Source organism: Streptomyces sp. NPDC056527 (assembly GCF_042794475.1).
Taxonomy (GTDB): Bacteria; Actinomycetota; Actinomycetes; order Streptomycetales; family Streptomycetaceae; genus Streptomyces.
In genome coordinates this window covers 14,247-40,490 of the sequence record NZ_JBHTTQ010000039.1, presented here as the reverse complement: position 1 = coordinate 40,490, position 26,244 = coordinate 14,247, and the positions used below count along the sequence as shown (strand labels likewise).

22 protein-coding genes are annotated in these 26,244 nt (G+C 71.7%); 10 read left to right on the top strand and 12 right to left on the bottom strand.

Annotation, left to right across the window (positions count from 1 at the left end; all coding sequences use genetic code 11):
- Window positions 1-12: 12 nt before the first annotated feature.
- From ACFQ7Q_RS19980 to ACFQ7Q_RS19960, 5 genes are read left to right on the top strand one after another with little or no spacing between them, the layout of a single operon-like run.
- Window positions 13-774, top strand: a complete 762-nt coding sequence (locus ACFQ7Q_RS19980; protein WP_383556812.1) for an enoyl-CoA hydratase family protein — start codon at window positions 13-15, stop codon at window positions 772-774.
- Window positions 771-1,616 (top strand): CoA transferase subunit A, encoded by an 846-nt coding sequence (locus tag ACFQ7Q_RS19975; protein ID WP_383556810.1) that lies wholly within the window; start codon window positions 771-773, stop codon window positions 1,614-1,616. Before ACFQ7Q_RS19980 ends, ACFQ7Q_RS19975 begins: the two co-directional genes overlap by 4 nt.
- On the top strand, window positions 1,613-2,350 hold the full coding sequence (locus ACFQ7Q_RS19970) for a CoA-transferase subunit beta (protein ID WP_383556806.1): 738 nt from the start codon (window positions 1,613-1,615) through the stop codon (window positions 2,348-2,350). The genes ACFQ7Q_RS19975 and ACFQ7Q_RS19970 overlap by 4 nt, the downstream gene beginning before the upstream one ends.
- Entirely contained in the window at window positions 2,350-3,399 is a 1,050-nt protein-coding gene (locus ACFQ7Q_RS19965) for an NAD(P)H-dependent flavin oxidoreductase (protein WP_383556803.1), read from the top strand. The genes ACFQ7Q_RS19970 and ACFQ7Q_RS19965 overlap by 1 nt, the downstream gene beginning before the upstream one ends.
- A 29-nt stretch (window positions 3,400-3,428) precedes the next feature.
- Entirely contained in the window at window positions 3,429-4,325 is an 897-nt protein-coding gene (locus ACFQ7Q_RS19960) for a tyrosine-protein phosphatase (RefSeq protein WP_383556800.1), read from the top strand.
- Here ACFQ7Q_RS19960 and ACFQ7Q_RS19955 read toward each other — a convergent pair.
- From ACFQ7Q_RS19955 to ACFQ7Q_RS19930, 6 genes are all read right to left on the bottom strand, one after another.
- A complete protein-coding gene (locus ACFQ7Q_RS19955) occupies window positions 4,322-5,980 on the bottom strand; it encodes a DEAD/DEAH box helicase (protein ID WP_383556797.1) in 1,659 nt (552 codons plus the stop codon). The two genes, ACFQ7Q_RS19960 and ACFQ7Q_RS19955, sit on opposite strands and share 4 nt — an antisense overlap.
- 89 nt (window positions 5,981-6,069) lie before the next feature.
- Window positions 6,070-6,273: a cold-shock protein gene (locus tag ACFQ7Q_RS19950; protein ID WP_005318814.1), complete on the bottom strand. Its 204-nt coding sequence runs from the start codon at window positions 6,271-6,273 to the stop codon at window positions 6,070-6,072.
- A gap of 235 nt (window positions 6,274-6,508) precedes the next feature.
- Window positions 6,509-7,666: an acetyl-CoA C-acetyltransferase gene (locus ACFQ7Q_RS19945; RefSeq protein WP_383556794.1), complete on the bottom strand. Its 1,158-nt coding sequence runs from the start codon at window positions 7,664-7,666 to the stop codon at window positions 6,509-6,511.
- 18 nt (window positions 7,667-7,684) lie between these two features.
- Complete coding sequence (locus ACFQ7Q_RS19940) at window positions 7,685-8,305, bottom strand: TetR/AcrR family transcriptional regulator (protein WP_383556791.1); 621 nt, start codon at window positions 8,303-8,305, stop codon at window positions 7,685-7,687.
- Window positions 8,306-8,320: 15 nt separating this feature from the next.
- Window positions 8,321-9,121 carry an SDR family oxidoreductase gene (locus ACFQ7Q_RS19935; RefSeq protein WP_383556788.1) on the bottom strand — a complete coding sequence of 267 codons (801 nt, stop codon included), beginning with the start codon at window positions 9,119-9,121 and terminating at the stop codon, window positions 8,321-8,323.
- Complete coding sequence (locus ACFQ7Q_RS19930; RefSeq protein ID WP_383556786.1) at window positions 9,118-10,254, bottom strand: acyl-CoA dehydrogenase family protein; 1,137 nt, start codon at window positions 10,252-10,254, stop codon at window positions 9,118-9,120. Before ACFQ7Q_RS19930 ends, ACFQ7Q_RS19935 begins: the two co-directional genes overlap by 4 nt.
- A 56-nt stretch (window positions 10,255-10,310) precedes the next feature.
- Between ACFQ7Q_RS19930 and ACFQ7Q_RS19925 the strand changes: the two genes are divergently transcribed.
- On the top strand, window positions 10,311-11,486 hold the full coding sequence (locus tag ACFQ7Q_RS19925) for an acyl-CoA dehydrogenase family protein (protein WP_383556783.1): 1,176 nt from the start codon (window positions 10,311-10,313) through the stop codon (window positions 11,484-11,486).
- Window positions 11,486-12,511 carry an acyl-CoA dehydrogenase family protein gene (locus tag ACFQ7Q_RS19920; protein ID WP_383556781.1) on the top strand — a complete coding sequence of 342 codons (1,026 nt, stop codon included), beginning with the start codon at window positions 11,486-11,488 and terminating at the stop codon, window positions 12,509-12,511. The genes ACFQ7Q_RS19925 and ACFQ7Q_RS19920 overlap by 1 nt, the downstream gene beginning before the upstream one ends.
- Here the strand turns inward: ACFQ7Q_RS19920 and ACFQ7Q_RS19915 are convergent.
- From ACFQ7Q_RS19915 to ACFQ7Q_RS19905, 3 genes are read right to left on the bottom strand one after another with little or no spacing between them, the layout of a single operon-like run.
- A complete protein-coding gene (locus ACFQ7Q_RS19915; RefSeq protein ID WP_383556779.1) occupies window positions 12,506-13,021 on the bottom strand; it encodes a pyridoxamine 5'-phosphate oxidase family protein in 516 nt (171 codons plus the stop codon). The genes ACFQ7Q_RS19920 and ACFQ7Q_RS19915 overlap by 6 nt on opposite strands.
- Window positions 13,022-13,062: 41 nt before the next feature.
- A complete protein-coding gene (locus tag ACFQ7Q_RS19910; protein ID WP_383556777.1) occupies window positions 13,063-13,449 on the bottom strand; it encodes a VOC family protein in 387 nt (128 codons plus the stop codon).
- Window positions 13,450-13,501: 52 nt separating this feature from the next.
- The gene (locus tag ACFQ7Q_RS19905) at window positions 13,502-14,215 is read right to left on the bottom strand and encodes a VWA domain-containing protein (protein WP_383556774.1); all 714 of its coding nucleotides are present in this window, start codon (window positions 14,213-14,215) and stop codon (window positions 13,502-13,504) included.
- A gap of 106 nt (window positions 14,216-14,321) precedes the next feature.
- Between ACFQ7Q_RS19905 and ACFQ7Q_RS19900 the strand changes: the two genes are divergently transcribed.
- Genes ACFQ7Q_RS19900 through ACFQ7Q_RS19890 form a run of 3 tightly spaced genes read left to right on the top strand, consistent with a single transcriptional unit; the run spans window position 14,322 to window position 18,605 of the window.
- Window positions 14,322-17,390 carry a CHAT domain-containing protein gene (locus tag ACFQ7Q_RS19900; protein ID WP_383556771.1) on the top strand — a complete coding sequence of 1,023 codons (3,069 nt, stop codon included), beginning with the start codon at window positions 14,322-14,324 and terminating at the stop codon, window positions 17,388-17,390.
- Between the two features lie 34 nt (window positions 17,391-17,424).
- Entirely contained in the window at window positions 17,425-17,829 is a 405-nt protein-coding gene (locus ACFQ7Q_RS19895; protein ID WP_376441851.1) for a hypothetical protein, read from the top strand.
- Window positions 17,829-18,605, top strand: coding sequence for a hypothetical protein (locus ACFQ7Q_RS19890; RefSeq protein ID WP_383556768.1), 777 nt, complete (start codon window positions 17,829-17,831; stop codon window positions 18,603-18,605). The genes ACFQ7Q_RS19895 and ACFQ7Q_RS19890 overlap by 1 nt, the downstream gene beginning before the upstream one ends.
- Window positions 18,606-18,919: 314 nt before the next feature.
- Here ACFQ7Q_RS19890 and ACFQ7Q_RS19885 read toward each other — a convergent pair whose 3' ends face one another.
- From ACFQ7Q_RS19885 to ACFQ7Q_RS19875, 3 genes are all read right to left on the bottom strand, one after another.
- Window positions 18,920-20,380, bottom strand: a complete 1,461-nt coding sequence (locus tag ACFQ7Q_RS19885) for a glutamate synthase subunit beta (RefSeq protein WP_383556765.1) — start codon at window positions 20,378-20,380, stop codon at window positions 18,920-18,922.
- Complete coding sequence (gltB, locus tag ACFQ7Q_RS19880) at window positions 20,373-24,932, bottom strand: glutamate synthase large subunit (RefSeq protein ID WP_383556764.1); 4,560 nt, start codon at window positions 24,930-24,932, stop codon at window positions 20,373-20,375. The genes ACFQ7Q_RS19885 and gltB overlap by 8 nt, the downstream gene beginning before the upstream one ends.
- A 491-nt stretch (window positions 24,933-25,423) precedes the next feature.
- Window positions 25,424-26,152: a VIT1/CCC1 transporter family protein gene (locus ACFQ7Q_RS19875; protein ID WP_383556761.1), complete on the bottom strand. Its 729-nt coding sequence runs from the start codon at window positions 26,150-26,152 to the stop codon at window positions 25,424-25,426.
- Window positions 26,153-26,244: the final 92 nt, after the last annotated feature.

The following is a 26,244-nucleotide window of genomic DNA, read 5'->3' as shown; positions in this document are numbered from 1 at the left end:
GCTGATCCGCTCATGGGTGTCTTCACCTCAAGCCCGGGCAAGGGCATCGCACTCGTCACCGTCGACTTCCCACCCGTCAACGCCCTTCCCGTGCAGGGCTGGTACGACCTCGCCGACGCGGTCCGCGCGGCGGGCCGGGACCCCGAGGTCCGCTGCGTGGTGCTGGCCGCCGCCGGCCGGGGCTTCAATGCGGGCGTGGACATCAAGGAGATGCAGCGGGACACGGGGCACGGCAGCCTCATCGGCGCCAACCGCGGCTGCGCGGAGGCGTTCGCGGCGGTCTACGAGTGCGAGGTGCCGGTCGTCGCGGCCGTCGGCGGCTTCTGCCTGGGCGGCGGGATCGGGCTCGTCGGCAACGCGGACGCGATCGTCGCCTCCGAGGACGCCACCTTCGGGCTGCCCGAGCTGGACCGGGGCGCACTCGGCGCCGCCACCCATCTCGCCCGGCTCGTGCCGCAGCATCTGATGCGCGCGCTGTACTACACCTCCCGCACCGCCACCGCCGCCGAGCTGCATGCGCACGGCTCGGTCTGGAAGGTCGTACCGCGTGAGGAACTCCTGGACGCCACGGTGGAGTTGGCGGCCGAGATCGCCCGGAAGGACGGGTACCTGATCCGGCTCGCCAAGGCGGCGATCAACGGGATCGACCCCGTGGACGTGCGCCGCAGCTACCGCTTCGAGCAGGGCTTCACCTTCGAGGCCAACCTCAGCGGGGTCGCCGACCGCGTCCGCGACACCTTCGGCAAGGACGAGGCCAAGGAGGCCGGCTCGTGACCGACAAGACGATGACCGCCGACGAGGTGGTGGGACGCCTGCGCAGCGGCATGACCCTCGGCATCGGCGGCTGGGGCTCGCGCCGCAAACCGATGGCCCTGGTCAGAGCGCTGCTCCGGTCCGAGATCACCGATCTCACCGTGGTCTCCTACGGCGGCCCCGACGTCGGCCTGCTGGCCGCCGCCGGCCGGATCCGCAAGCTCGTCGCCGCCTTCACCACCCTGGACTCCATCCCCCTCGAACCGAACTTCCGCGCCGCCCGCGAGCGCGGCGCCTTCGAGCTGACGGAGCTCGACGAGGCGATGTTCATGTGGGGTCTGCACGCCGCCGCCAACCGGCTGCCCTTCCTGCCCGTGCGGGCCGGGCTCGGTTCGGACGTGATGAGGGTCAACCCCGAGCTGCGGACGGTCACCTCGCCGTACGAGGACGGGGAGACCTTCGTCGCCGTGCCGGCCCTGCGCATGGACGCCGCCTTCGTCCATCTCAACCGCGCCGACCGGCTCGGCAACGGCCGGTACCTGGGCCCCGACCCGTACTTCGACGACCTCTTCTGCGAGGCCGCCGACACCGCGTACATCTCCTGCGAACGGATCGTCGAACGGTTCGACGTCGACACCGCCCCGCAGTCCCTGCTGGTCGGCAGGCACAGCGTCACCGGCGTGGTCGAGGCACCGAACGGCGCCCACTTCACCTCCTGCGCCCCCGACTACGCCCGCGACGAAGCCTTCCAGAAGCTGTACGCCACCACCCCCTGGCCGGAGTTCGCCGAACGGTTCCTCTCCGGGAAGAGCGAGGACGACTACCAGCAGGCCGTACGCGCCTGGCACGAGGAGCAGCAGTGACCGCGACCACGACCGTCACCCGCGCCGAGTACTGCGTCGTCGCCTGCGCCGAGGCCTGGCGCGACAACGGTGAGATCCTCGCCGCCGCCATGGCCCCGGTCTCCTCCTTCGGCGCCCGGCTCGCCAAACGCTCCTTCTCCCCCGACCTGCTCCTGACCGACGGCGAGGCGATGCTCGTCGGTCTCGACGGGCAGGTCGAGGGCTGGCTGCCGTACCGCCGCCATCTCACGATGGTCACCGGCGGCAAGCGGCACGTCATGATGGGCGCGAGCCAGATCGACCGGCACGGCAACCAGAACATCTCCTGCATCGGCGACTGGTCCCGGCCCGCCCGCCAGCTCCTCGGCGTCCGGGGCGCTCCGGTCAACACCCTGAACAATCCGGTGAGCTACTGGATCCCGAAGCACTCGCCCCGGGTCTTCGTGACGCGTGTGGACATGGTCAGCGGCGTCGGCTACGACCGCGCGGCGGCCGCCGGGGCCGACCGTTTCCACCGGATCCCGCGGGTCGTCTCCGACCTCGGCGTCTTCGACTTCGAGACGCCCGACCGCTCGATGCGGCTCGCCTCGGTCCACCCCGGCGTCACCGTGGACCAGGTCCGGCAGGCCACCGGCTTCGACCTGGTGATCGGGGACGAGGTGCCGTACACCCGCGAGCCGACCGCCGAGGAGCTGCGGCTGATCCGCGAGGTGATCGACCCGAAGGGGCTGCGGGACCGGGAGGTCCGGGTCTGATGGAGACGGCGCTCACCAAGCTGACCGGCGTCCGGTACCCCATCGTGCAGACCGGCATGGGCTGGGTGGCCGGGCCGCGGCTGGTCTCGGCCTCCGCGAACGCCGGCGCCCTCGGCATCCTCGCCTCGGCGACGATGACCGTCGAGGAGCTGCGTGCGGCGGTCCGTGAGGTGAAGTCGCGTACGGACCGGCCGTTCGGGGTCAATCTCCGCGCGGACGCGGGCGACGCCCGCGAGCGGGTCCGGATCATCGTCGACGAGGGCGTACGGGTCGCCTCCTTCGCCCTCGCCCCCTCCCGGGAGCTGATCGCCGAGCTGAAGGACGCGGGCGTGGTCGTGGTCCCGTCCATCGGGGCCCGGCGGCATGCCGAGAAGGTCGCGGCCTGGGGCGCGGACGCGGTGATCGTGCAGGGCGGGGAGGGCGGCGGGCACACCGGCGAGGTGGCCACCACCGTCCTGCTGCCGCAGGTCGTCGACGCCGTCGACATCCCCGTGATCGCGGCCGGCGGCTTCCACGACGGCCGGGGCCTGGTGGCCGCGCTCTCCTACGGCGCCGCGGGCATCGCGATGGGCACCCGCTTCCTGCTCACCTCCGACTCGACCGTCCCCGACACCGTCAAGGAGCGATACCTCGCCGCGACGGTCAAGGACGTGACGGTGACGACCGCCGTCGACGGACTCCCGCACCGGATGCTCCGTACCGAGATGGTCGCCGCCCTCGAACGGGCGGGCCGGGTGAGGGCGTTGGCGCAGGCCGTCCGCCGCGCGGCCGGCTTCCGCCGGATCTCGGGGCTTTCGTGGTCGCGGATGATCCGCGACGGTCTCGCGATGAAACACGGCAAGGACCTGTCGTGGAGCCAGGTCCTGCTCGCCGCGAACACCCCCATGCTCCTCAAAGCGTCCATGGTCGAGGGCCGCACCGACCTCGGTGTCATGGCGTCCGGACAGGTCGCGGGGCTGATCGAGGACCTCCCGAGCTGCGAGGAACTCGTCCTGCGGGTCATGTCCGAGGCCGAGCACGTGCTCCGCACCCTGCCAACACCAGGGTGAAACCCTCATCCCCTCACGGGAGTTCAGTCATGCCTCTGTCGAGACGCGCACTGCTGAGCACCGCCACCGCCGCGGTGTTCGCGGCGGCCACCGCCCCGGCCGTCGCGGCGACCGGAAGCCGCCTCCGCGCCACGGCCGTTCGCCACATCCCGCTCCAGGGCGCGGTCAACGTCCGCGATCTGGGCGGCTACGTCACCTACACCGGCGGCCGGGTGCGGCACGGCCTGGTGTACCGGGCCGATGCCCTGGGCAAGCTCACCGACTCCGATGTGACGACCCTCGCCGGGCTGCGCCTGGGGCGGGCCGTCGACTTCCGGATCCCGCTGGAGGTCCAGTACGACGGCGCCGACCGGCTCCCGGCCGGGGTCGTCCCGGTGTCACGGCCGATCACGGACAACGGTCTGTTCGGCCAGCTGCTCGCGGCGATCGGCTCCCGCGATCCGGTGCGCCAGGAGCAGATGCTCGGCGGCGGGAGGGCGGCCGCGTTCATGAACGAGGTGTACCGCTCGTTCGTCACCAGCGCGGCGAACCGCGCCCAGTTCGGCCTTACGCTCCGCGAGCTGGCCGGCCTCGGCTCGACACCCTCGCTGTACCACTGCACCTCGGGCAAGGACCGTACGGGCTGGACGAGCTATCTCCTGCTGACGGCCCTGGGCGTGCCGGAGGCGACGGCCGTCGGCGACTACCTGGCCTCCAACACCTTCCGAGCCGCGTACGACGCGAAGGTGCGGGAGGGACTGAAGCAGGGCGGGCTGATGCAGAACCCGGACCTGATCATCCCCCTCCAGGAGGTGCGTACCGCGTATCTGAACACCGCGCTGGACGAGGTGAGGACCGCGTACGGCAGTCCCTTCCGGTATCTCACCGACGGCCTGGGCCTGGAGCTGCGCACGCTGTCGCGGCTCCAGGACCGGCTCGTCGACTAGGCGGCGCCGCCGCCCCGGCGGCCCCTGCCGCCGGCACCGCCACCGCTGCGGGTACGGGTGGCCGAGCCGCCCGCGCCTGTACGGGGGGCGGACCCGCCCGTGCCGGTGCGGGAGGTCGAACCGCCCGTGCCCGTACGGGAGGCCGAGCCGCCGGTGCCGGTGCGGGAGGTCGAACCAGCCGTACCCGTACGGCCGTTGGCCTGGGAGCGGGTGCGGCCGCCGCCACCGCGGCGCGGACGCTGACCGCCGTTGCGGGCGGACGCGGGCTGGGTCGGCTGCGGGACCTCGATGACGATCGGTATGCCGGAGGGCTCCCGGGCACCGGTGAGCCGCGTCAGCTCCTCGTCGCTGGACTTGATCTGTGCCGTGCGGGGGCTGATGCCGGCGTTCGACATCAGCCGGCTCATGTCCCGCTTCTCCTCGGGCAGCACGAGCGTGACGACACTGCCGGACTCGCCGGCGCGCGCCGTGCGGCCGCCGCGGTGCAGATAGTCCTTGTGGTCGATCGGCGGGTCGACGTTCACGACGAGGTCGAGGTCGTCGACGTGGATGCCGCGCGCCGCCACGTTGGTCGCCACGAGCGCGGTGACCTGGCCGTTCTTGAACTGGTCCAGGGTGCGGTTGCGCTGCGGCTGCGAGCGGCCGCCGTGCAGCCCGGAGGCCCGTACGCCGTTGGCGAGGAGCCGCTTGACCAGCCGGTCCACGGACCGCTTGGTGTCCAGGAAGAGGATCGTGCGACCGTCGCGGGCCGCGATCTTCATCGTGACGGCCTTCTTGTCGGTCTCGTCGGCGATGTAGAGCAGGTGGTGCTCCATCGTCGTGACCGCGCCGGCCGAGGGGTCGACGGAGTGCACGACCGGGTCGGTGAGGAACATCTTCACCAGGCGGTCGATGTTCTGGTCGAGGGTCGCCGAGAACAGCATCCGCTGCCCCTCCGGCTCGACCTGCTTGAGCAGCGCCGTGACCTGGGGCATGAAGCCCATGTCGGCCATCTGGTCGGCCTCGTCCAGGACCGTGATCGCGACCTGGTCGAGCCGGCAGTCGCCGCGCTCGATGAGGTCCTTGAGGCGTCCGGGCGTCGCCACGAGCACCTCGGCGCCGCGGCGCAGCGAGTTCGCCTGCTTGGTGATCGACAGGCCGCCGACGACGGTGGCGAGCCGCAGCTGCACCGAGGTGGCGTACGGCGCGAGGGCGTCGGTCACCTGCTGGGCGAGCTCACGGGTGGGCACGAGGACCAGGGCGAGCGGGGCCTTGGGCTCGGCGCGGCGGCCCGCGGTGCGGGCGAGCAGGGCGAGGCCGAAGGCGAGGGTCTTGCCGGAGCCGGTGCGGCCACGGCCGAGGATGTCCCGGCCGGCCAGCGAGTTCGGCAGGGTGGCGCCCTGGATCGGGAACGGCTCGGTCACGCCCTGCGCGTTGAGCGTCTTGACCAGGGCCGCCGGCATGTCGAGGGCGTCGAAGGACTCGACGGACGGGAGCGCGGGCGTCAGCGTCTCGGGCAGGGTGAACTCACGCGGCGGCGGAGGCGTGGCCGGTCCGCGGCGGCCGGCTCCCTTGGCCTTGCCCCTGGGGGCGGCGGAGCCGCGGCGGGTGTTTCCGGACGGGGTTCCGGAACTGGATTCCGCGGCCCGACGGGGCCGCCTTTCGGAGCGGGTCATGGGAAAAGCCTTCCTGGCCTGAGCACAGCACGAGCCGGGACCCGCACCTGCGCGGTGCGGGCCCCGGCTGCGAGAAACGCGTCCGGCAATTAGGCCGGGAGGATGTTCTCCGCCTGCGGGCCCTTCTGGCCCTGCGTGACGTCGAAGGTGACCTTCTGGCCTTCCTGCAGCTCACGGAAGCCGGAGGTCGCGATGTTGGAGTAGTGGGCGAAGACGTCGGCGCCGCCGCCGTCCTGCTCGATGAAGCCGAAGCCCTTTTCCGAGTTGAACCACTTCACGGTTCCGGTGGCCATAATTTTCTCCTGAATAGGTAAGGGTCCCACCCGGAGAGTCCGGAAAACAAAATCGCGCCTGAAGGAACATTCCCGTCAGGCGCACATAAAGTTCATGGGTACCAAAACTAGCAACTCAGGAACCTTAGCACGCCGCCCCACCCGAACGGGCGGGGCGGCGACGAGCATCACATCGGGGACGACACGAAGGTCGGGCGCCTGCGCCGGCCTCCGGCCGGACGGCGCGTGCCGACTCTCAGAGCCGCTCGATGATCGTCACGTTCGCCTGACCACCGCCCTCGCACATCGTCTGGAGGCCGAAGCGGCCGCCGGTGCGCTCCAGTTCGTGGAGGAGGGTGGTCATCAGCTTCACTCCGGTCGCGCCCAGCGGGTGGCCGAGGGCGATCGCGCCGCCGTTGACGTTCACCCGGGCGGGGTCCGCGCCGGTCTCCTTCAGCCAGGCCAGGACCACGGGGGCGAACGCCTCGTTGATCTCGACGAGGTCCATGTCCTCGATGGTCATGCCGGCCTTCTTCAGCGCGTACGCGGTCGCCGGTATGGGCGCGGAGAGCATCCGGATCGGGTCCTCGCCGCGGACGGAGAGGTGGTGGATGCGGGCGCGCGGGGTGAGGCCATGTTCCCGTACGGCCCGCTCGCTCGCCAGGAGCATCGCCGCGGCGCCGTCGGAGACCTGGGAGGAGCAGGCGGCGGTGATGGTGCCGCCCTCGACGACCGGCTTCAGGCCGGCCATCTTCTCCAGGGTGGTGTCCCGGCGCGGACCCTCGTCGACGGTCACGTCCCCGTAGGCCACGGTCTCCCGCTCGAAGCGGCCCTCGTCGATCGCCCGCAGTGCGCGCTCGTGCGAGCGGAGGGCGAATTCCTCCTGGTCACGGCGGGTGATCCCCCACTTCTTCGCGATCAGCTCGGCGCCGTGGAACTGGTTGACGGGCGCGTCCGCGTACCGGGCCCGCCAGCCCCGGGAGCCGGCGTAGGGGCCCTCGGTCAGGCCGAGCGGCTCGGCGGCCTGCCGGGAGGCGAAGGCGATGGGGATCATGGACATGTTCTGCGTGCCGCCCGCGACGACGAGGTCCTGGGTGCCGGAGAGGACGCCCTGCGCGGCGAAGTGCACGGCCTGCTGGGAGGAGCCGCACTGGCGGTCGATCGTGACGCCGGGGACCTCCTCGGGGAGGCCGGCCGCCAGCCAGGCCGTACGGGCGATGTCGCCGGCCTGCGGGCCCACGGTGTCGAGGCAGCCGAAGACCACGTCCTCGACGGCGGCCGGGTCGACGCCGGAGCGGGTGACGAGGGCCTTGAGGACATGGGCGCCGAGGTCCGCCGGGTGGACGGAGGCCAGACCTCCCTTGCGGCGGCCCACCGGGGTGCGGACCGCTTCGACGATGTAGGCCTCGGCCATGACAACTCCTCCAGACGTCTATGTGCGTACGGCGATACCGTCCAGGACCATCGACAGGTACTGGCGGGCGATCTCCTCCGGGCTGTGCTGGCCGCCCGGGCGGTACCAGGACGCGGCGACCCAGACGGTGTCGCGCACGAAGCGGTAGGTGAGACGGATGTCGAGGTCGGCGCGGAAGACCCGGTCCTCGACCCCGCGCTCCAGCGTGCCGAGCCACGCCTTCTCGAACTTCACCTGCGAGTCCGAGAGGTAGTGGAAGCGGGGCTGGGAGCTGAGGTGCCGGGACTCCTTCTGGTAGATCGCGACGGCGGCGCGGTGCCGGTCGATCTCCCGGAAGGACTCGGTGACGAGGGCCTCGATGGTCTCCCTGGGCCCGAGGTCGGCGGCGAGGACGGCGTCGTAGCCCTCCCACAGCTCGGTCAGGAAGGTGGAGAGGATCTCGTCGAGCATCGATTCCTTGGAATCGAAGTGGTAGTAGAGGCTGCCGGCGAGCATTCCGGCGGCGTCGGCGATCTTGCGTACGGTCGTGGCGTTGTACCCCTGGGCGGCGAACACCTCGGCGGCGGTGTCCAGGAGTTCTCGGCGCCGCTCGGGCGAGGCGCTCACCGGGGTCTTCTTCTTGCTGGCAGTGTTCGGCACACGTCCATTCTGGTCCTACGCGTGCTGGCTGCTGACGGAGACGGTCTCGCCGGTCATGTAGGAGGAGTAGCCGCTGGCGAGGAAGACGATGACGTTGGCGATCTCCCAGGGTTCGGCGTACCGCCCGAAGGCCTCGCGTTCGGTGAGTTCGGCGAGCAGCTCGGCCGAGGTGACCTTGACCAGGTGCGGGTGCATGGCCAGGGACGGGGAGACGGCGTTGACGCGGACCCCGTAAGCGGCCGCCTCGACGGCGGCGCAGCGGGTGAGTGCCATGACGCCCGCCTTGGCCGCGGCGTAGTGGGCCTGGCCCGCCTGGGCCCGCCAGCCGACGACGGAGGCGTTGTTGACGATCACCCCGCCGCCGTCGGTGTCCCGGTAGTGGCGCAGGGCGGCGCGGGTGCAGCGGAAGGTGCCGTTCAGGGTGACGTCGAGGACCCGGGTCCACTGCTCGTCGGTCATGTCGACGAGCTCGGCCGTGCCGCCGAGGCCGGCGTTGTTGACGACGGCGTCCAGGCCGCCGTGGAGACGTACGGCCGTGTCGAAGAGCTGCTGGACCTGGGTCTCGTCGGTGACGTCGCAGGGCAGGGAGTCGATCCGGTCCGCGCCGAACTCGGCGGCGAGCGCGGCCTCGGTCTCCTTGAGCCGGCGGGCGTGGGCGTCGCTGATCAGGATCCTGGCGCCCTCCTCCAGGAAGCGGCGGGCGGTGGCGCCGCCTATGCCGGCTCCGGCGGTGGCGGTGATGACGGCGGTACGGCCGGCGAGCAGGCCGTGGCCGGGGACGTACGCGGGCGGGGTGGCGGGCACGGGCGGGGTCATGGGCGCGGCTCCTTCGGGAGGCCGAGCACCCGCTCGGCGATGATGTTGCGCTGGATCTCGCTGGATCCGGCGTAGATGGTGTCGGCGCGGGAGAAGAGGAACAGCCGCTGCCACTCGTCGAGTTCGTACGGCTGCGCGGCGAGGACCGTGGACGCGGCGCCGCAGATGTCCATGGCGAGTTCGCCGAGGTCGCGGTGCCAGTGGGACCAGTACAGCTTGGCCATCGAGGGTTCCGTGCCGCGCAGGGCGTTCGCCCGCATGGCCTGGAGCCCTGTCCAGGCCAGGACGAGCCGGTCACGGACGAGCGGGTCGGCGAGGGCTCCGTTGCGCCGCGCGAGGTCGATGAGACCTTCCAGCTCGCGCCGGAATCCCACCTGTTGGCCGAGGGTGGAGACACCCCGTTCGAAGCCGAGGGTGGCCATGGCGATCCGCCAGCCGTCGCCGGGCTCGCCGACGACGTTCGCGGTGTCGGTGCGGGCTCCGTCGAAGAAGACCTCGTTGAACTCGCTGGTGCCGGTGAGCTGGACGATCGGCCGGACCTCGACGCCGGGCTGGTCCATGGGGACGAGGAGGTACGAGAGTCCGGCGTGGCGCTTCGATCCCGGTTCGGTCCGGGCGACGACGAAGCACCACTGGGACTCGTGGGCGAGCGAGGTCCAGATCTTCTGCCCGTCGACGACCCAGGCGTCCCCGTCGCGGGTGGCTCGGGTGCGGACGGCGGCGAGGTCGGAGCCGGCGCCGGGTTCGCTGTAGCCCTGGCACCAGAGCTCCTCGACGGCGCGGATCGGGGGCAGGAAGCGGGCCTTCTGCTCCTCGGTGCCGTGGGCGATGAGGGTGGGGCCGAGGAGCTGTTCGCCGATGTGGTTGACGCGGGCGGGGGCGTCGGCGAGGGCGTACTCCTCGTGGAAGGCGATCTGCTCCTCGATGCTCGCGCCGCGGCCGCCGTACTCCTTCGGCCAGCCGACGCAGGTCCAGCCGTGCGCCGCCAAGTGCCGCTCCCAGAGCAGGCGTTCGGCGAACGCCTCGTGCTCCCGGCCCGGTCCGCCGCGGCCCCTCAGCCGGGCGAACTCGCCACCGAGGTGGGCCTCCAGCCAGTCCCGGATCTCCGCTCGGAACTCCTCGACGCTGCTCATGGCCGTACGTTAACCTACCAAACACTTGTTAGGGAAGCTTGGCGGAAGGGGCTCCCATGGACCTGTCGTACGGCGCCGAGGAGGACGCCTTCCGGGCGGAGGCCCGGGAGTGGCTGCGCGCCCATGTGCCAAAGGAGCCGCTGCCGTCCCTGGAGACCGCGGAGGGCTTCGCCGCGCATCGCCTCTGGGAGGCGGAGCTGGCCGCCGACCGCTGGTCGGTCGTGTCCTGGCCGGAGCGGTACGGGGGCCGGGACGCCGACATCTTCCGGTGGCTGGTCTTCGAGGAGGAGTACTACGCGGCGGGGGCGCCCGGCCGGGTCTCCCAGAACGGCATCAACCTCCTCGCGCCCACCCTCTTCGACCACGCGACGCAGGAGCAGCGGGCCCGGGTGCTGCCGTCGATGGCGACCGGCGAGGTCGTCTGGGCACAGGCCTGGTCCGAGCCCGGATCCGGCTCCGACCTCGCCTCGCTGACCTCGCGGGCGGTACGGACCGAGGGCGGCTGGCTGCTGTCCGGACAGAAGACCTGGTCCTCGCGGGCGGCCTTCGCGGACCGCGCCTTCGGCATCTTCCGCACCGACCCCGAGACCGACCCCGCCAGGCCGCACCGGGGGCTGACGTATCTGATGTTCGACCTGCGGGCGCCGGGAGTGACCGTCAGGCCGATCGGACGGCTCGACGGGAAGCCGGCCTTCGCCGAGCTCTTCCTCGACGAGGTGTTCGTGCCCGACGAGGACGTGATCGGCGAGCCGGGCCAGGGGTGGCGGATCGCGATGTCCACGACGGGCAACGAGCGCGGGCTCATGCTCCGCTCCCCCGGGCGCTTCCTGGCCGCCGCGGATCGTCTCGTACGGCTGTGGCGCGAGACCGGCGAGGACCGGGGGCTCCGGGACCGGGTCGCGGACGCGGTGATCGGGGCGCGGGCGTACCAGCTCTTCACGGCGGGCGGCGCGTCGCGCTTCGCAGCGGGGGCCGGGGGCACCCCCGCTCGCGCCGAACCGAGAGCGGGGGAGAGCGGGGCGGAGTCGAGCCTGAACAAGGTCTTCTGGTCCGAGTACGACATCGCGCTGCACGAGACGGCGCTCGATGTGCTGGGCGGGGAGGCGGTGGACGGCGACTGGGGCGAGGGATACGTCTTCTCCCTCGCGGGACCGATCTACGCGGGCACCAACGAGATCCAGCGCGACATCATCGCCGAGCGGCTGCTCGGCCTGCCGAAGGGGCGGCGCTGATGCGATTCCTGCCGACGGAGGAGCAGCGCGACTTCGCGCGCTCGCTGGACGCGATGCTGACGGCGGCGGGGACGCCCGCGGCGATACGGGCATGGGCGTCGGGTGACTCCGGCCCCGGCCGGGCCCTGTGGTCCCGCCTGGCGGAGGCCGGCGTCTTCGCCCTGGCGATCCCGGACCGCTACGAGGGCGTGGGCCCGCTCCCGGTCGAACTGGCGACGGCGTTCGTGGAACTGGGCCGGCACGGGGTACCGGGTCCCGTGGTGGAGACGGTGGCCGTCTCGGCGCTGCTGTCGGAGCTGGCGCGGCGGGGCGAGGAGGGCCCGGCGAAACGCCTGCTGCCGGCCCTGGCCACGGGCGGGACGATCGCGAGCCTTTCCCTGCACCGCCCCGCGGAGCGGGAGCGTGGGGCCGGGGCCCGTGCCGACGCGTCCGCGGTCGACGCCGACCGTGCCGACCTCCTCCTCGTCGTCCGCGGCGAGGACCTGCTCCTCGCCCCCGGCCACCTGGACGTCCATGTCTCCCAGGACCCCGCCCGCCACCTCGCGAGGCCCGCCCCCGGCGGGGAGCTGCTGGCCGCCGGACCCGCCGTGACCGCGGCCGCCGCGCATGCCCACGACTGGGCCGTGCTCGCGACCGCCGCACAGGCGCTCGGCGTCGGGCTCACGCTCCTCGACCGGACCGTGGCGTACGCGAAGCAGCGCACCCAGTTCGGGACCTCGATCGGCTCGTTCCAGGCGGTCAAGCACCGCCTGGCCGACACCCTGCTCGCCCTGGAGTTCGCCCGACCCCTCCTCTTCGGAGCGGCACTCACCTTCGGAAGCGCCGATCTCGCCGCCGCCAAGGTCACGGCCGGCGAGGCCGCCTACGCCGCCGCCCGTACCGCCCTGCAGATCCACGGCGCCATCGGCTACACCGAGGAGCTCGACCTCTCGCTCTGGCTGCGCAAGGCCCGTCCCCTCCGGGACGCCTGGGGCACCCCGTCCTGGTGCCGGGCCCGTGTCATCGAGGCGTACGACCGTTCATGACTCCTCGCGCGGCGGCGCGTCGTCCGTGCCGCGCCGGATCGTCCGCACCACCGGCCGCCCGGCCGCCCAGGTGCGGATGACCATGTCCTCGCCTTCGACGGAGGTGCGCACCACCTCCGTCGGCTCCACCCGGAAGAGGTGGAACGGCAGCGGCGCACCGGCAGCCTCCGCGTACCGGTCGACCGTCTCGGTGTCCGTGATCTCCACCGCCCGCCCCGAGATCCGTACGTCTCCCCCGCCCATGTCCGTCCCCGCGCCCGGGTTGGCGAGCAGCGAGAAGCGCGGGTCGCGCCGCAGGTCCAGCGCCTTGCGGGAGCGCGGCATCATGCCGAGCCACAGCTCGCCGAAGCGGAAGTCCGCCTCGATTCCGCTGAGCCGGGGCGAGCCGTCCCGCCGCAGGGTGGCGAGGGCGTGGTGCGTGTACTTCCCGAAGCGTTCCCGCACGGTCGCGGCGAGCTCGGGCTGGGCTGCCTCGAAGGCGGCCCAGGTGACGGTTCCGGTGTGTCCCATGGCTCCAGGGAACACCGGATACCCGACATCCTCTGTCTGGATTACTCCGCGGGCGCGACGGTTCGCTCGGCGACGGAGCGCTCCACGCAGAACTCGTTGCCCTCCGGGTCGGCCAGGGTCGCCCAGCCGGTCCCGTCCGCGTTCCGGTGGTCGCCGACCAGCGTCGCGCCGAGCGCGATCAGCCGCTCGACCTCCTCGTCGCGCGTGCAGTCCTGGGGCTGGATGTCGAGGTGGACCCGGTTCTTGACCGACTTCTTCTCCGGCACCTGGATGAAGAGCAGGCTCGCCCCCTCGGTGAGGACCAACACCTCCGAGTCGCCCGGAACGTCACCCTCCCCGAGCTTCCCGTCCACGACGTCGACCCAGAAGGTAGCCAGGGCGTACGCGTCGGCGCAGTCGATCGTCACATGTCGCACAAGAGATGCCATGGCATCACTATCGCCCGATCAACACCCCGCCCGCCAGCGCCTTTCCGCCCCGTCACGACCGGACGATCGCCTGCGCCCTTGCCGCGGCGAGCCAGTTGGGGAACTCGGCGACGATGCGGTCGTACAGCTCCGCGTCCGGGACCCTGCGCGGGTCCTTCCCCGCGTGGAAGAACCCGGCGTTGTCCACCGGTCGCTTGGCCGGCACGGCCAACTCGTCCAGCTTCCGCAGGAATTCGAACTGCCGGCTGCCCGGGTCGCCGAAGCCGATGAACTGCCAGAAGATCGGCAGCTTCGCCGCCTTGCACAAGTACCGTTCCGCGGCGAGCTTGTTGATCGGCCCGCCGTCGGTCTGGAAGACGACGAGCGCGGGGGCCGTGGCCCCGCTGTCGAGGTAATGGTCGATGACCGCGTCCATCGCCAGGTGGTAGCTGGTCTTGCCCATGTGGCCGAGCCCGGCGACTATCCGGTCGATCCGCCCCTGGTGGTCGGCGAGCGCGATGTCGGTCTCGGCGTCGATGTCGGTGGAGAAGAAGACCACCGGCACCCGCCCGTCGTCGTCCAGGTTGGCGGAGAGCCCCAACACCCGGTCGGCCAGGGCCTGCACGCTGCCGTCCTGGTAATACGGCTTCATCGAGCCCGAGTAGTCGACCACCAGATAGACGGCGACGCGCTGCCCGCTCATCCCGTGCTTCTGGAGGGAGACCCCTGCCGACTTGTAGAGACTCACCAACGCGGGCGCGGTCTCCTCGACCTTACGCAGACTCATGGCCACGGACGGCTCCCCCTCCCCGATTCCGTACGGACCCCTCCCGTACGACTGCTGCCGAGAGTACGTGATCACCCGCTGGAGGCGGCCTGGAAGACTGTCCCCCATGCGTGTCGGCTTATGGATCCTGGGGGCGGTCTACGCCGTACTGCCCGGCGTGTGCGGCCTGTTCGTGTATCTGGACGGCCCACCGCCGGGGATGACGATGGTGCAGGTGATCGCGCTCGCACTCCTCGGCCCGGTGGCGGGTGCCATGCTCGTACGGGCGGGGTACGAGCCCCTGGTCCCGGAGAGCTGGCGGTACACACCGCCGTTGCTTCGTGCGCTGCTCCCCCTCGGCTGCGTCCTTGTGTTCGGGTGCTTCGCCGTCGTGGCGATGGCGGTGCGCGGAGTCGCCCTGGGGATGGGCTTCGATCTCGTCGACGGCCCGCGGGCGGTGTGGGCGGCCACCCCCGTCGAGTTCCGCGAGCTGACGCTGCTGGCGCTCGCACTGTGCGTCCCCCTGCTGGTGTGGGCTCCGGTGGCGCGCTACGAGGGCGCCCACATGGTGCACCGGGTCCTTCTGATGCAGGCGACGACCAGACCGATGCGGACGGGTGACGTGGAGGCTCTCCGCGCCGTCACCGCACCGCTGCGGAGGCCCCGACGGCTGCCGAGCGCGAACGCGCTCGACGAGGGGATGATGGCGGCCCTCGACAGCTGGGCCCTGATCAACCACCTCGACCGGACCCAGGAGATGGGGTCGCTGGACGCGGGCATCGCTGCGGCCCGGCGCGGACTGGGCGGACTCCGTGCCCTGCCGGGCTGGGGTTCCAAGAGGTTCGTCTGGTCGCTGCGGGACAACCTCGGCGACGCGCTGTGGGAGCGCTACCAGGACACGCACAGCTCGGCGGCGCTCGACGAGGTGATTCTGATCCGCCGCGAGGTGCTGGCCGCACCCCGCTGGAGGAAGGGGCTCGACCAGCGCCCGTATCTCATCCAGCTCAGTGAGGCCCTCGGCGCCCGGTTCGATCTGAGCGGCGACGAGGGCGACCTCCGGGAAGCCGTGGAGGTCGCCGAACAGGCCGTGCGTTCACGCCCGTTGGGCAGAGGCCCGAGCGTGACCGCTCTGCGCAATCTGGGCCGGCAGCACATCCGCGGTGTCCGGGAGGGGAAGGGCGGCATCGCGGCATGGGAGGCGGCCGTGGCGGCCCTGCGTGCGGGCGTCGCCCTCGAAGCGGGGTCCGACGAGGACGGGTGCCTCTTCCAGCTGATCGGCGCCTTGATCGAGGCGCCCCGGGAGGGGCCGCGGGCCGCGACGCTGGCCGAGGCGCGTGGCCTGGCGGAGGAGTTGGCCGACGAGGCCGAGCCGGGGACGGGAGAGGAGGGCTCGTACCGCTACCTCCTGGGCATCGTGCTCCTGGAACTGGTCGAGGAGGACCCGGATCCGGTCCCCGCGCTGTGGGTGGAGACCACGGAGGCCTTCAGGGCGGCGGCGGAGAACCTTGCCGTGCCCGCCGAGACGCGACTGCACGCGGCCCGGATGTGGGGCATGTTCGCCGCCGGTACCGCCATGGAGCTCGCCGCGGGCGGGGTGGCCCGGGAGCGGGTGGGCGCGACCGCGGAACAGCTGTGGACCTCCGGAGCCGACGGTCTCGCGCTGGCCGTGGAGCTGCTGCCGCTGGTCGTGTGGCGCGGTGTCGACCCCGGCGACCAGCGGACCCTGCTCGCCGATCTGTACGAGCTCGCGGTCGACGCGGCGGCCGTCGCCGTGTGCGCGGGGCGGCCCGAGCGGGCGGTGGAGATCCTCGAGCGGGGTCGTACCGTGATGTGGTCGCAGCTGCTCGACCTGCGGACGACGGAGCTGACCCGGCTGCGGACGGACGACCCGGAGCTCTTCGCACGCCTCGACGCGATACGGGAAGAGCTGGACACGCCCCTCCCGGAGGGCGGGGCGGAGGACCCGGCACGGTCCGAGCGCCGTACCGCCCTGGCCCGCGAATGGGAGACCCGGACCCGCGAGGCGGGCCTGCTGCGCAGCCCTGACTACGCCGCCCTGCGGGCGGCCGCCGCCGAGGGCCCGGTAGTGATCGTGAACATCACCGTCTTCGGCTGCCACGCCCTGGTCGTGCGCCATGTGGGCCCGGTGACCGTCGTGCCGCTCGACACCCTCACGCACGAGGCGACGGGCGAGGCCCTCGACCGTACGGCGAAGGCCGACGAGCGCCTCGTCCAGGCACACGCGGCGCTACGGGAGGCGCACCGGAACGCGTCGGCGGATCCTGGCACGCCGACGACATCCATCTCCGCCACCGACGGCATTGCCGCCGCCGAGGCGCTCGTCATCCGGGCCGAGATGCGTCGGGAGCAGGCGAGTGCGCGGACGCTCGACTGGCTGTGGGAGACGGTCGCTCGACCGGTGTTCGAGGCGCTTCCCGAACTCGGATCGGACGACGGCACGTTGCGTCGGCTCTGGTGGTGCCCGACCGGGATGGCCACGTACCTTCCGCTGCACGCGGCCGGGTCCCGGCGCGGTGGTGTACGGGAGTCGGTGCCCGGCCGGGTCGTCCCCTCGTACGCGCCGACGCTCACCTCCCTGCTGCACGCCCGTCGGCCACGGCAGGCGCCTCCCACGGAGTCCTTGCTCCTGCTCACCGTGGACGAGCCGGATCTGCCGGAGGTCGGCGCCGAGGCCGCGGTCGTCGCCCACCATGTGCCCGAGTCCGTCCGGCTGCGGGACGACGACGCCACGGTCGACGCCGTCGCCCGCCTCCTACCGGACCACACCCGCCTCCACGCCGTCTGCCACGGCATCGCCCGCGAGGGTCTGCGAGTCGGTGGCGGCGAGATCCTCACCCCGCTGCAGCTCGCCCGGATCCCGGCCATGGACGCGGAGTTCGCGTTCCTGTCGGCGTGCGACACCGCCGTACCGGACCCGGAGGTGCCCGACGAGGCGACCCATCCGGCCGCGGTGCTGCACTTCGGGGGCTTCCGACACGTGCTGGCCAGCCTGTATCCCGTACAGGACGCGAGCGCTCCGGCGGTGACCGACGCCGTGTACGGGCGTCTCGTACGGGACGGGGTGCTGGAGGCCGACCGGGCGCCGCGGGCGCTGCACGCCACGCTGGCGGAGCTCCGGGCGGAGCACCCGTACCAGCCGAAGATCTGGATGCCGTACATCCACATAGGGGCCTGAGGCCTCGGTGCACCCCGAAACCGAAGAGGAGAAGATGACAGACCGCGCCCTGGAGAAACGCGCCCGCACCTGGTTGTGCGACAACTACCCAGCGGTCCGTGCGGACTTCGAGGAGGACGGCACCCTCGACGAGTTCGAGGACGTCTTCGACGAGGTACGGGAGGGCGGCAGCGCGCTGGAGGCGCTGCGGCGTCTCGGCCACGACCCGACGCTGGTGCTGGGCGAGCGGCGCAAGGACGGCGTGGGGTCGGCCGGGCTGTGGAGCGAGGAGACCGAGGTGAGCAGTGCGTTCCGGTGTCCGCGTGCCGTCGGCCGCTGCACGGCCCGCCGATCGCGGGACGCGGAGGGCGGCTGGCCGATGTGCTATCTGGATCCGGACGATCCGTACGGCGTGCCGCTGAAGCCGGCGGCGCTGCCCGTGGAAGGGAACCCGGGCTGATGGACGGGTTCCTCTCGGAGGTCGGCAAGAAGATCACCGAACGCTGGCTGACCCGGGTCGTCCTGCCCGGCCTGCTGTTCGTGGTGGCCGGTGCCGTGGCCCTGGCGCCCGGCCGCTCGGGGCCGGTCGACGTGACGGCGACGATCGAGTGGCTGGAACGCTTGCGCACCGGACGGTACGCGTCACCGTCCGGGACGGCGGCGGCGCTGGTGATCCTGCTCCTCGCTGTCGCGGGCCCGGCGCTGTGCGCGGAGTGGCTGGCGTCGGTTGTCGCCCGGCTGTGGGCGGGGCGTGACCGCTGGATGCGCCGGGCGGCGCGACGGCTGCGCGGCGGCACGGCCGTCCCGGCGCGGGCGACCTGGATCGGGGGCCGTCTCGGGGCGGCCGAGGAGCGGATACGGGTCCAGCACGGCGTCCACATGTCCCTGGTGTGGCCACGCCTGTGGCAACTGGCGCCGGAGGGCAGCCGGCAGGAGGTGAACGCCGCCTGGGACCGCTACGCGGCTGCCACGCTCCGGACCGCGTGGACGGTTCCGTACGCCGTGCTCGCGGCGACTGCGGGCTGGTGGCCTGCCGCGGTGATCGCGGCGGGGCTCGCCGTCACGGGATGGCGCGAAGGGCGGTCGGCCGTGGTGGGCCTTGTCGAGGCGGTCGAGTCGGCGGTGGACACGGGCCTGCGGGGTCTGGCCGAGGCGCTCGGGGTGCCGCTGCGACACGGGCGGGTGCTTCCGGCGGACGGGACGCTGATCAACGAGCTGATCAACAAGGGGCGTTGAGACCAGGCCGTCGCACGTGGGGCTCGCTGGCCTGTGCGGCGTGAGACCGACCACGCCGTACCGCCCTCTGGACATCACGATCCCGTTCCCCGAACTGACCGCGACGATGCCGGCCCCGGGCTACCAGCCGGACCGGCACGACGGGTCCCCGCTGCCGCTGCCGGCCCTCCGCCGACCCGACCACCGGCGCCGCTTCCCGGCGCCCCCGGCCGGACGCGCCGCGGCGCCCTCCCAGTCGTCCGGTCGGGGACATTCGGGGGGCGCCGCGCTCAGTTCCGTACGTCGTTGTACGGGACGTCTTCGGGGACGGACGGTCAGACCGTAAGGGCTCGGTCCGTCGGGCGGATCGGGGCCGGGAGGTCGCTCGCACCCGTCAGGAAGCGGTCGACTCCGCGGGCGGCCGAGCGGCCCTCGGCGATCGCCCAGACGATCAGCGACTGGCCGCGGCCGGCGTCACCGGCCACGAACACACCACCGACGTTGGTGGCGAAGTCCGCGTCACGGGCGATGTTACCCCGCTCATCGAGGTCTAGACCAAACTGCCCGACCAGGCCGTTCTCCACGTCGGTACCCGTGAAGCCCATCGCGAGCGTGACCAGCTGCGCCGGGATCTTCCGCTCCGTGCCGGGCTTCTGCGTCAGCTTGCCCTCGACGAACTCGACCTCGACCAGGTGGAGGAACTGGACGTTGCCGTCCTCGTCGCCCTCGAAGTGGGTGGTGGAGACGGAGTAGACCCGCTCGCCGCCCTCCTCGTGCGCCGAGGTGACCTTGTACAGCATCGGGAAGGTCGGCCACGGCTGGCCGGCCACCCGCTCCTCGCCCGGACGCGGCATGATCTCCAGCTGCGTGACCGAGGCCGCGCCCTGGCGGTGGGCGGTGCCCACGCAGTCCGCGCCGGTGTCGCCGCCACCGATGACGACCACGTGCTTGCCCTCGGCCGTGATCGGCGGGGCCACGAAGTCGCCCTCGACGACCTTGTTCGCGAGCGGCAGGTACTCCATTGCCTGGTGGATGCCGGACAGCTCCCGGCCCGGGACGGGCAGGTCACGGGCGGTCGTCGCACCGGCGGCGATGACGACGGCGTCGTACCGCTTGCGCAGGTCCGTCGCCGTGATGTCGCGGCCGATCTCGACGCCCGTGCGGAACTTGGTGCCCTCCGCGCGCATCTGCTCGATGCGGCGGTTGATGTGCCGCTTCTCCATCTTGAACTCGGGGATGCCGTACCGCAGCAGTCCGCCGATCCGGTCGGCGCGCTCGAAGACGGCGACCGTGTGGCCGGCCCGCGTCAGCTGCTGGGCGGCGGCGAGACCCGCCGGGCCCGAGCCGATGACGGCGACGGTCTTGCCGGAGAGGCGCTCGGGCGCCTGCGGCTTGACGTCGTTGCTGTCCCACGCCTTGTCGATGATGGAGACTTCGACGTTCTTGATGGTGACGGCCGGCTGGTTGATGCCGAGCACACACGCGGCCTCGCACGGAGCCGGGCACAGACGGCCGGTGAACTCCGGGAAGTTGTTGGTCGCGTGCAGCCGCTCGGACGCCTGCGCCCAGTCCTCGCGGTAGGCGTAGTCGTTCCACTCGGGGATCAGGTTCCCGAGCGGGCAGCCGTTGTGGCAGAACGGGATGCCGCAGTCCATGCAGCGGCCAGCCTGCTTGCTGATGATCGGCAGCAGGGAGCCGGGAACATAGACCTCGTTGAAGTCCTTGACGCGCTCGCCCACCGGACGGGTCTTGGCGACTTCGCGCCCGGTGGTCAGGAAGCCCTTGGGGTCAGCCATTGGTCGCCGCCTCCATCATCTTCTCGGTGGTCTCGGCCTCGGAGAGACCGGCGAGCTCAGCGGCGTCCTTGGCGGCGAGCACTGCCTTGTACGTGGACGGGATGATCTTGCTGAAGCGGTCCGCGTTCGCGGGCCAGTCGGCAAGGAGCTTCTCCGCGACCGTCGAGCCGGTCTCCTCGTGGTGGCGGCGCACGACGTCGTGCAGCCACTGCTTGTCGGAGTCGTCAAGCGCCTCGACGGCGGACAGGTTGCCGGAGTTGACGTTGTCCCGGTCGAGGTCGACGACGTACGCGATGCCGCCCGACATACCGGCCGCGAAGTTGCGGCCCGTCTCGCCGAGGACGACGGCCGAACCACCGGTCATGTACTCGCAGCCGTGGTCGCCCACGCCCTCCGAGACGACCAGCGCGCCGGAGTTGCGGACGCAGAAGCGCTCGCCGGTGCGGCCCCGCAGGAACAGCTCGCCGCCGGTCGCACCGTACGCGATGGTGTTGCCCGCGATGGTCGAGTACTCGGCCAGGTGGTCGGCGCCACGGTCCGGGCGGACGACGACACGGCCGCCGGAGAGGCCCTTGCCGACGTAGTCGTTGGCGTCGCCCTCCAGGCGGAGCGTGACACCGGCCGGCAGGAAGGCGCCGAACGACTGGCCGGCGGAGCCGGTGAAGGTGATGTCGATGGTGTCGGCGGGCAGTCCCGCGCCGCCGAACCTCTTCGTCACCTCGTGGCCGAGCATGGTGCCGACCGTCCGGTTGATGTTGCGGATCGCGACCTGGGCGCGGACCGGCTGCGCCTCCTCGGCGCTCGCGGCGCCCAGCGCCTCGGCGGCGAGCTCGATCAGCTCGTTGTCGAGGGCCTTCTCCAGACCGTGGTCCTGCTCGATCAGGGCGTGGCGGACCGCGCCCTCGGGCAGCTCGGGCACGTGGAAGAGCGGGGCCAGGTCCAGGCCCTGCGCCTTCCAGTGCGTCACGGCACGGCTGGTGTCGAGCAGCTCGGCGTGGCCGACGGCCTCCTCGAGCGTGCGGAAGCCCAGCTCGGCGAGGATCTCGCGGACCTCCTCGGCGATGAACTCGAAGAAGTTGACGACGAACTCGGCCTTGCCGGAGAAGCGGTCGCGCAGGACCGGGTTCTGCGTGGCGATGCCGACCGGGCAGGTGTCCAGGTGGCAGACGCGCATCATGACGCAGCCGGAGACGACGAGCGGCGCGGTCGCGAAACCGAACTCCTCGGCGCCGAGCAGCGCGGCGATGACGACGTCACGGCCGGTCTTGAGCTGGCCGTCGGTCTGGACGACGATCCGGTCGCGCAGGCCGTTGAGCAGCAGCGTCTGCTGGGTCTCGGCGAGGCCGAGCTCCCAGGGGCCGCCCGCGTGCTTCAGCGAGGTGAGCGGGGAGGCGCCCGTACCGCCGTCGTGGCCGGAGATGAGGACGACGTCCGCGTGCGCCTTGGAGACACCCGCGGCGACGGTGCCGACACCGACCTCCGACACCAGCTTCACGTGGATACGCGCGGCCGGGTTGGCGTTCTTGAGGTCGTGGATCAGCTGAGCCAGGTCCTCGATGGAGTAGATGTCGTGGTGCGGCGGCGGGGAGATCAGGCCGACGCCCGGGGTGGAGTGACGCGTCTTGGCGACCCACGGGTAGACCTTGTGGCCGGGCAGCTGGCCGCCCTCGCCGGGCTTGGCGCCCTGCGCCATCTTGATCTGGATGTCGTCCGCGTTGACCAGGTACTCGGAGGTGACGCCGAAGCGGCCGGAGGCGACCTGCTTGATCGACGAACGACGCGCCGGGTCGTACAGGCGCTCCGGGTCCTCGCCGCCCTCACCGGTGTTGGACTTGCCGCCCAGCTGGTTCATGGCGATGGCGAGGGTCTCGTGCGCCTCGCGGGAGATGGAGCCGTACGACATGGCGCCGGTCGAGAACCGCTTGACGATCTCGGCGACCGGCTCGACCTCGTCGATCGAGATGGCCTCGCGGCCCGAGGTGAAGCCGAACAGGCCGCGGAGCGTCATCAGGCGCTCGGACTGCTCGTTCACCCGGTCCGTGTACTTCTTGAAGATGTCGTACCGCTTGTTGCGCGTGGCGTGCTGGAGACGGAAGACGGTCTCCGGGTCGAACAGGTGCGGCTCGCCCTCGCGGCGCCACTGGTACTCGCCGCCGATCTCCAGCGCGCGGTGCGCGGAGGGGACGCCGGAGGCGGGGTACGCCTTGGCGTGGCGGGCGGCGACCTCCTTGGCGACGACGTCGAGACCGGCGCCGCCGATCTTGGTGGCCGTGCCGTTGAAGTACTTCCGGACGAAGGCGGTGTCGAGGCCGACGGCCTCGAAGACCTGGGCGCCGCGGTAGGAGGCGACGGTCGAGATGCCCATCTTGGACATGACCTTGAGGACGCCCTTGCCGAGGGCGTAGATCAGGTTCCGGATGGCCTGCTCGGGCTCCAGGCCCTCGATGAAGGTGCCGGCGCGGAGCAGGTCCTCGACCGACTCCATCGCCAGGTACGGGTTGACGGCGGCGGCGCCGTAGCCGATGAGGAGGGCCACGTGGTGGACCTCGCGGACGTCGCCGGCCTCGACCAGCAGACCCACCTGGGTGCGCTGCTTGGTACGGATGAGGTGGTGGTGGACGGCCGCGGTGAGCAGCAGCGACGGGATCGGCGCGTGCTCGGCGTCGGAGTGCCGGTCGGAGAGGACGAGCAGGTGGGCGCCGCCCTCGATCGCCGCGTCGGCCTCGGCGCAGATCTCCTCGATGCGGGCGGCGAGCGTGTCGCCACCGCCGGAGACCCGGTACAGGCCGGACAGGGTCGCGGCCTTCATGCCGGGCATGTCGCCGTCGGCGTTGATGTGGATGAGCTTGGCCAGCTCGTCGTTGTCGATCACCGGGAAGGGCAGGGTGACGCTGCGACAGGAGGCCGCGGTCGGCTCCAGGAGGTTGCCCTGCGGGCCCAGCGAGGAGTACAGCGAGGTGACGAGCTCCTCGCGGATGGCGTCCAGCGGCGGGTTGGTGACCTGCGCGAAGAGCTGGGTGAAGTAGTCGAAGAGCAGCCGGGGGCGCTCGGACAGGGCCGCGATCGGCGAGTCCGTGCCCATGGAGCCGAGCGGCTCGCCACCGGTGCGGGCCATCGGGGCGAGGATGACGCGGAGCTCTTCCTCGGTGTAGCCGAAGGTCTGCTGGCGGCGGGTGACCGAGGCGTGGGTGTGGACGATGTGCTCGCGCTCGGGGAGGTCCTCGAGCGTGATCTCGCCGGTCTCGAGCCACTCGGCGTACGGCTTCTCGGCGGCGAGGCCGGCCTTGATCTCGTCGTCCTCGATGATGCGGTGCTCGGCGGTGTCGACGAGGAACATCTTGCCGGGCTGGAGGCGGCCCTTGCGGACGACCTTGGCGGGGTCGATGTCGAGGACGCCGACCTCGGAGGAGAGGACGACGAGGCCCTCGTCGGTGACCCAGTAGCGGCCGGGGCGCAGACCGTTGCGGTCGAGGACCGCGCCGACCTGGACGCCGTCGGTGAAGGTGACACAGGCCGGGCCGTCCCAGGGCTCCATCATCGTGGAGTGGTACTGGTAGAAGGCGCGCCGGGCCGGGTCCATGGAGTCGTGGTTCTCCCACGCCTCGGGGACCATCATCAGGACCGAGTGCGGCAGCGAACGGCCACCGAGGTGGAGCAGCTCCAGGACCTCGTCGAAGGAGGCCGAGTCGGAGGCGTCCGGGGTGCAGACCGGGAAGATGCGGTCGAGCTTGCCCTCGCCGAAGAGGTCGGAGGCGAGCTGGGACTCGCGGGCCACCATCCAGTTGCGGTTGCCCTTGACCGTGTTGATCTCGCCGTTGTGCGCGACGAAGCGGTACGGGTGGGCCAGCGGCCAGCTCGGGAAGGTGTTGGTGGAGAACCGGGAGTGGACCAGGGCCACGGCGGTGGCGCAGCGGCGGTCCGACAGGTCCGGGAAGAAGGGCTCGAGCTGGCCGGTGGTCAGCATGCCCTTGTAGACGATGGTGCGGGCGGAGAGCGACGGGAAGTACGTCCCGGCCTCGCGCTCGGCGCGCTTGCGCAGCACGAACGCCTTGCGGTCCAGCGCGATGCCCTCGCTGCTGCCGTCGGCGACGAACAGCTGGCGGAAGACCGGCATGGTGGCGCGGGCGGAGGCGCCGAGCAGCTCGGGAGCGACGGGGACCTCGCGCCAGCCGAGGACGTTCAGCCCCTCCTCGGACGCGATCGTCTCGATCTGCGAGACGGCCTGTGCGGAGCCGTCGGCAGGGAGGAAGGCGATACCGACGGCGTAGGAGCCGGCGGTGGGGAGGGCGAAGTCGGTGACCTCGCGCAGGAAGGCGTCCGGGACCTGGAACAGGATGCCGGCGCCGTCTCCGGAGTCGGGCTCGGAGCCGGTGGCGCCTCGGTGCTCGAGATTGCGCAGTACGGTCAGCGCCTGCTCGACCAGCGCGTGGCTGGCTACACCGGTGAGGGTGGCCACGAACCCGACACCACAGGCGTCGTGTTCGTTACGGGGGTCGTACATCCCCTGCGGAGCGGGGCGACCGTCCATGGGCGACCAGGCGTCGGAACGCATCGGCTCTCCCGTCGTCGTCGTGGCATATGCAGCAGCCGAGGGACGACGTTGGCCCTCCGCGAAATTTCGTGCAGGTTACATGATGGCTGGCTTCTCGAAAAGTGGATAGCTCATTCCAACATGCGGACACCGCTGACACGGAGCGGTGGTGTTGGTTCACCTGTGAGGCATGGGGACAACGGGTGCCCCAAGGGGACGGATCGATCTTCCGGGGGGTCTCCGGCGACCCGTCGCAGAGCGGGCCTCATTGCCCGCGGCGCTTACGCCTCATGCCCGGTGGTCATGGATTCGAAACCGCCGGGTAACGGCTAGGTATGTCGCGCTGTGCATAGTGTCTCACCGGAGCGGTGGATCCGCCCAGGGGATATACGTCACAGCCAGCATGCACGGAGAAGGCTCTCGCCGCAGGACGAGGGCCTTCCCCAGGGACGACCACGAGGTCGGGGCGCGGAGCCGTCGACGCCGACGGGCCCGCGGGTGCGGTCAGGAGGTCAGAGCGCCGCTCCGAAGGCCATGCCGAGTCCGTACGTGACCGCGGCGGCCGCGCCGCCGAGGACGAGCTGACGCAGCCCGCTGAACCACCAGCTGCGGGCCGTCACCCGGGCCACCAGCGCGCCGCAGGCGAAGAGCCCGACGAGCGCGAGCAGCACGGCCGGCCACAGCGCGGTCGCACCGAGCAGATACGGCAGCACGGGGAGCAGCGCACCGAGCGCGAACGACGCGAACGAGGAGACCGCGGCGATCGTCGGCGACGGCAGGTCGTCGGGGTCGATGCCCAGCTCCTCGCGGGCGTGGATCTCCAGCGCCTGCTCGGGGTCGCGGGAGAGCTGCATGGCGACCTCGCGGGCGAGCGCGGGCTCGACGCCGCGGGAGACGTACAGCGCGGCGAGCTCCTCCATCTCGTCGATGGGGTGCTTGCGCAACTGACGCCGCTCGACGTCCAGTTCCGCCTGGACGAGCTCGCGCTGCGAGGCGACGGAGGTGTACTCGCCGGCCGCCATGGAGAAGGCGCCCGCCGCGAGTCCGGCGAGGCCGGTGATGACGATGGTCTGCTGCGAGACCGCGCCGCCCGCGACACCGGTCATCAGGGCGAGGTTGGAGACCAGTCCGTCCATCGCGCCGAAGACCGCCGGGCGCAACCAGCCGCCGTTGACATCGCGGTGGGTGTGGTTGTCGCGGTGGGCCTCGTGCAGTGGCGCGTGGACTTCGATGATGGACATGCTTCTCCCCTTGTTCTCCGGCGGGCCGGGTCGCACCCGCCGCCCCCAACACCTCGAAAATACGCGCGATGTAAGGGGCCCGCCAGCAAGGC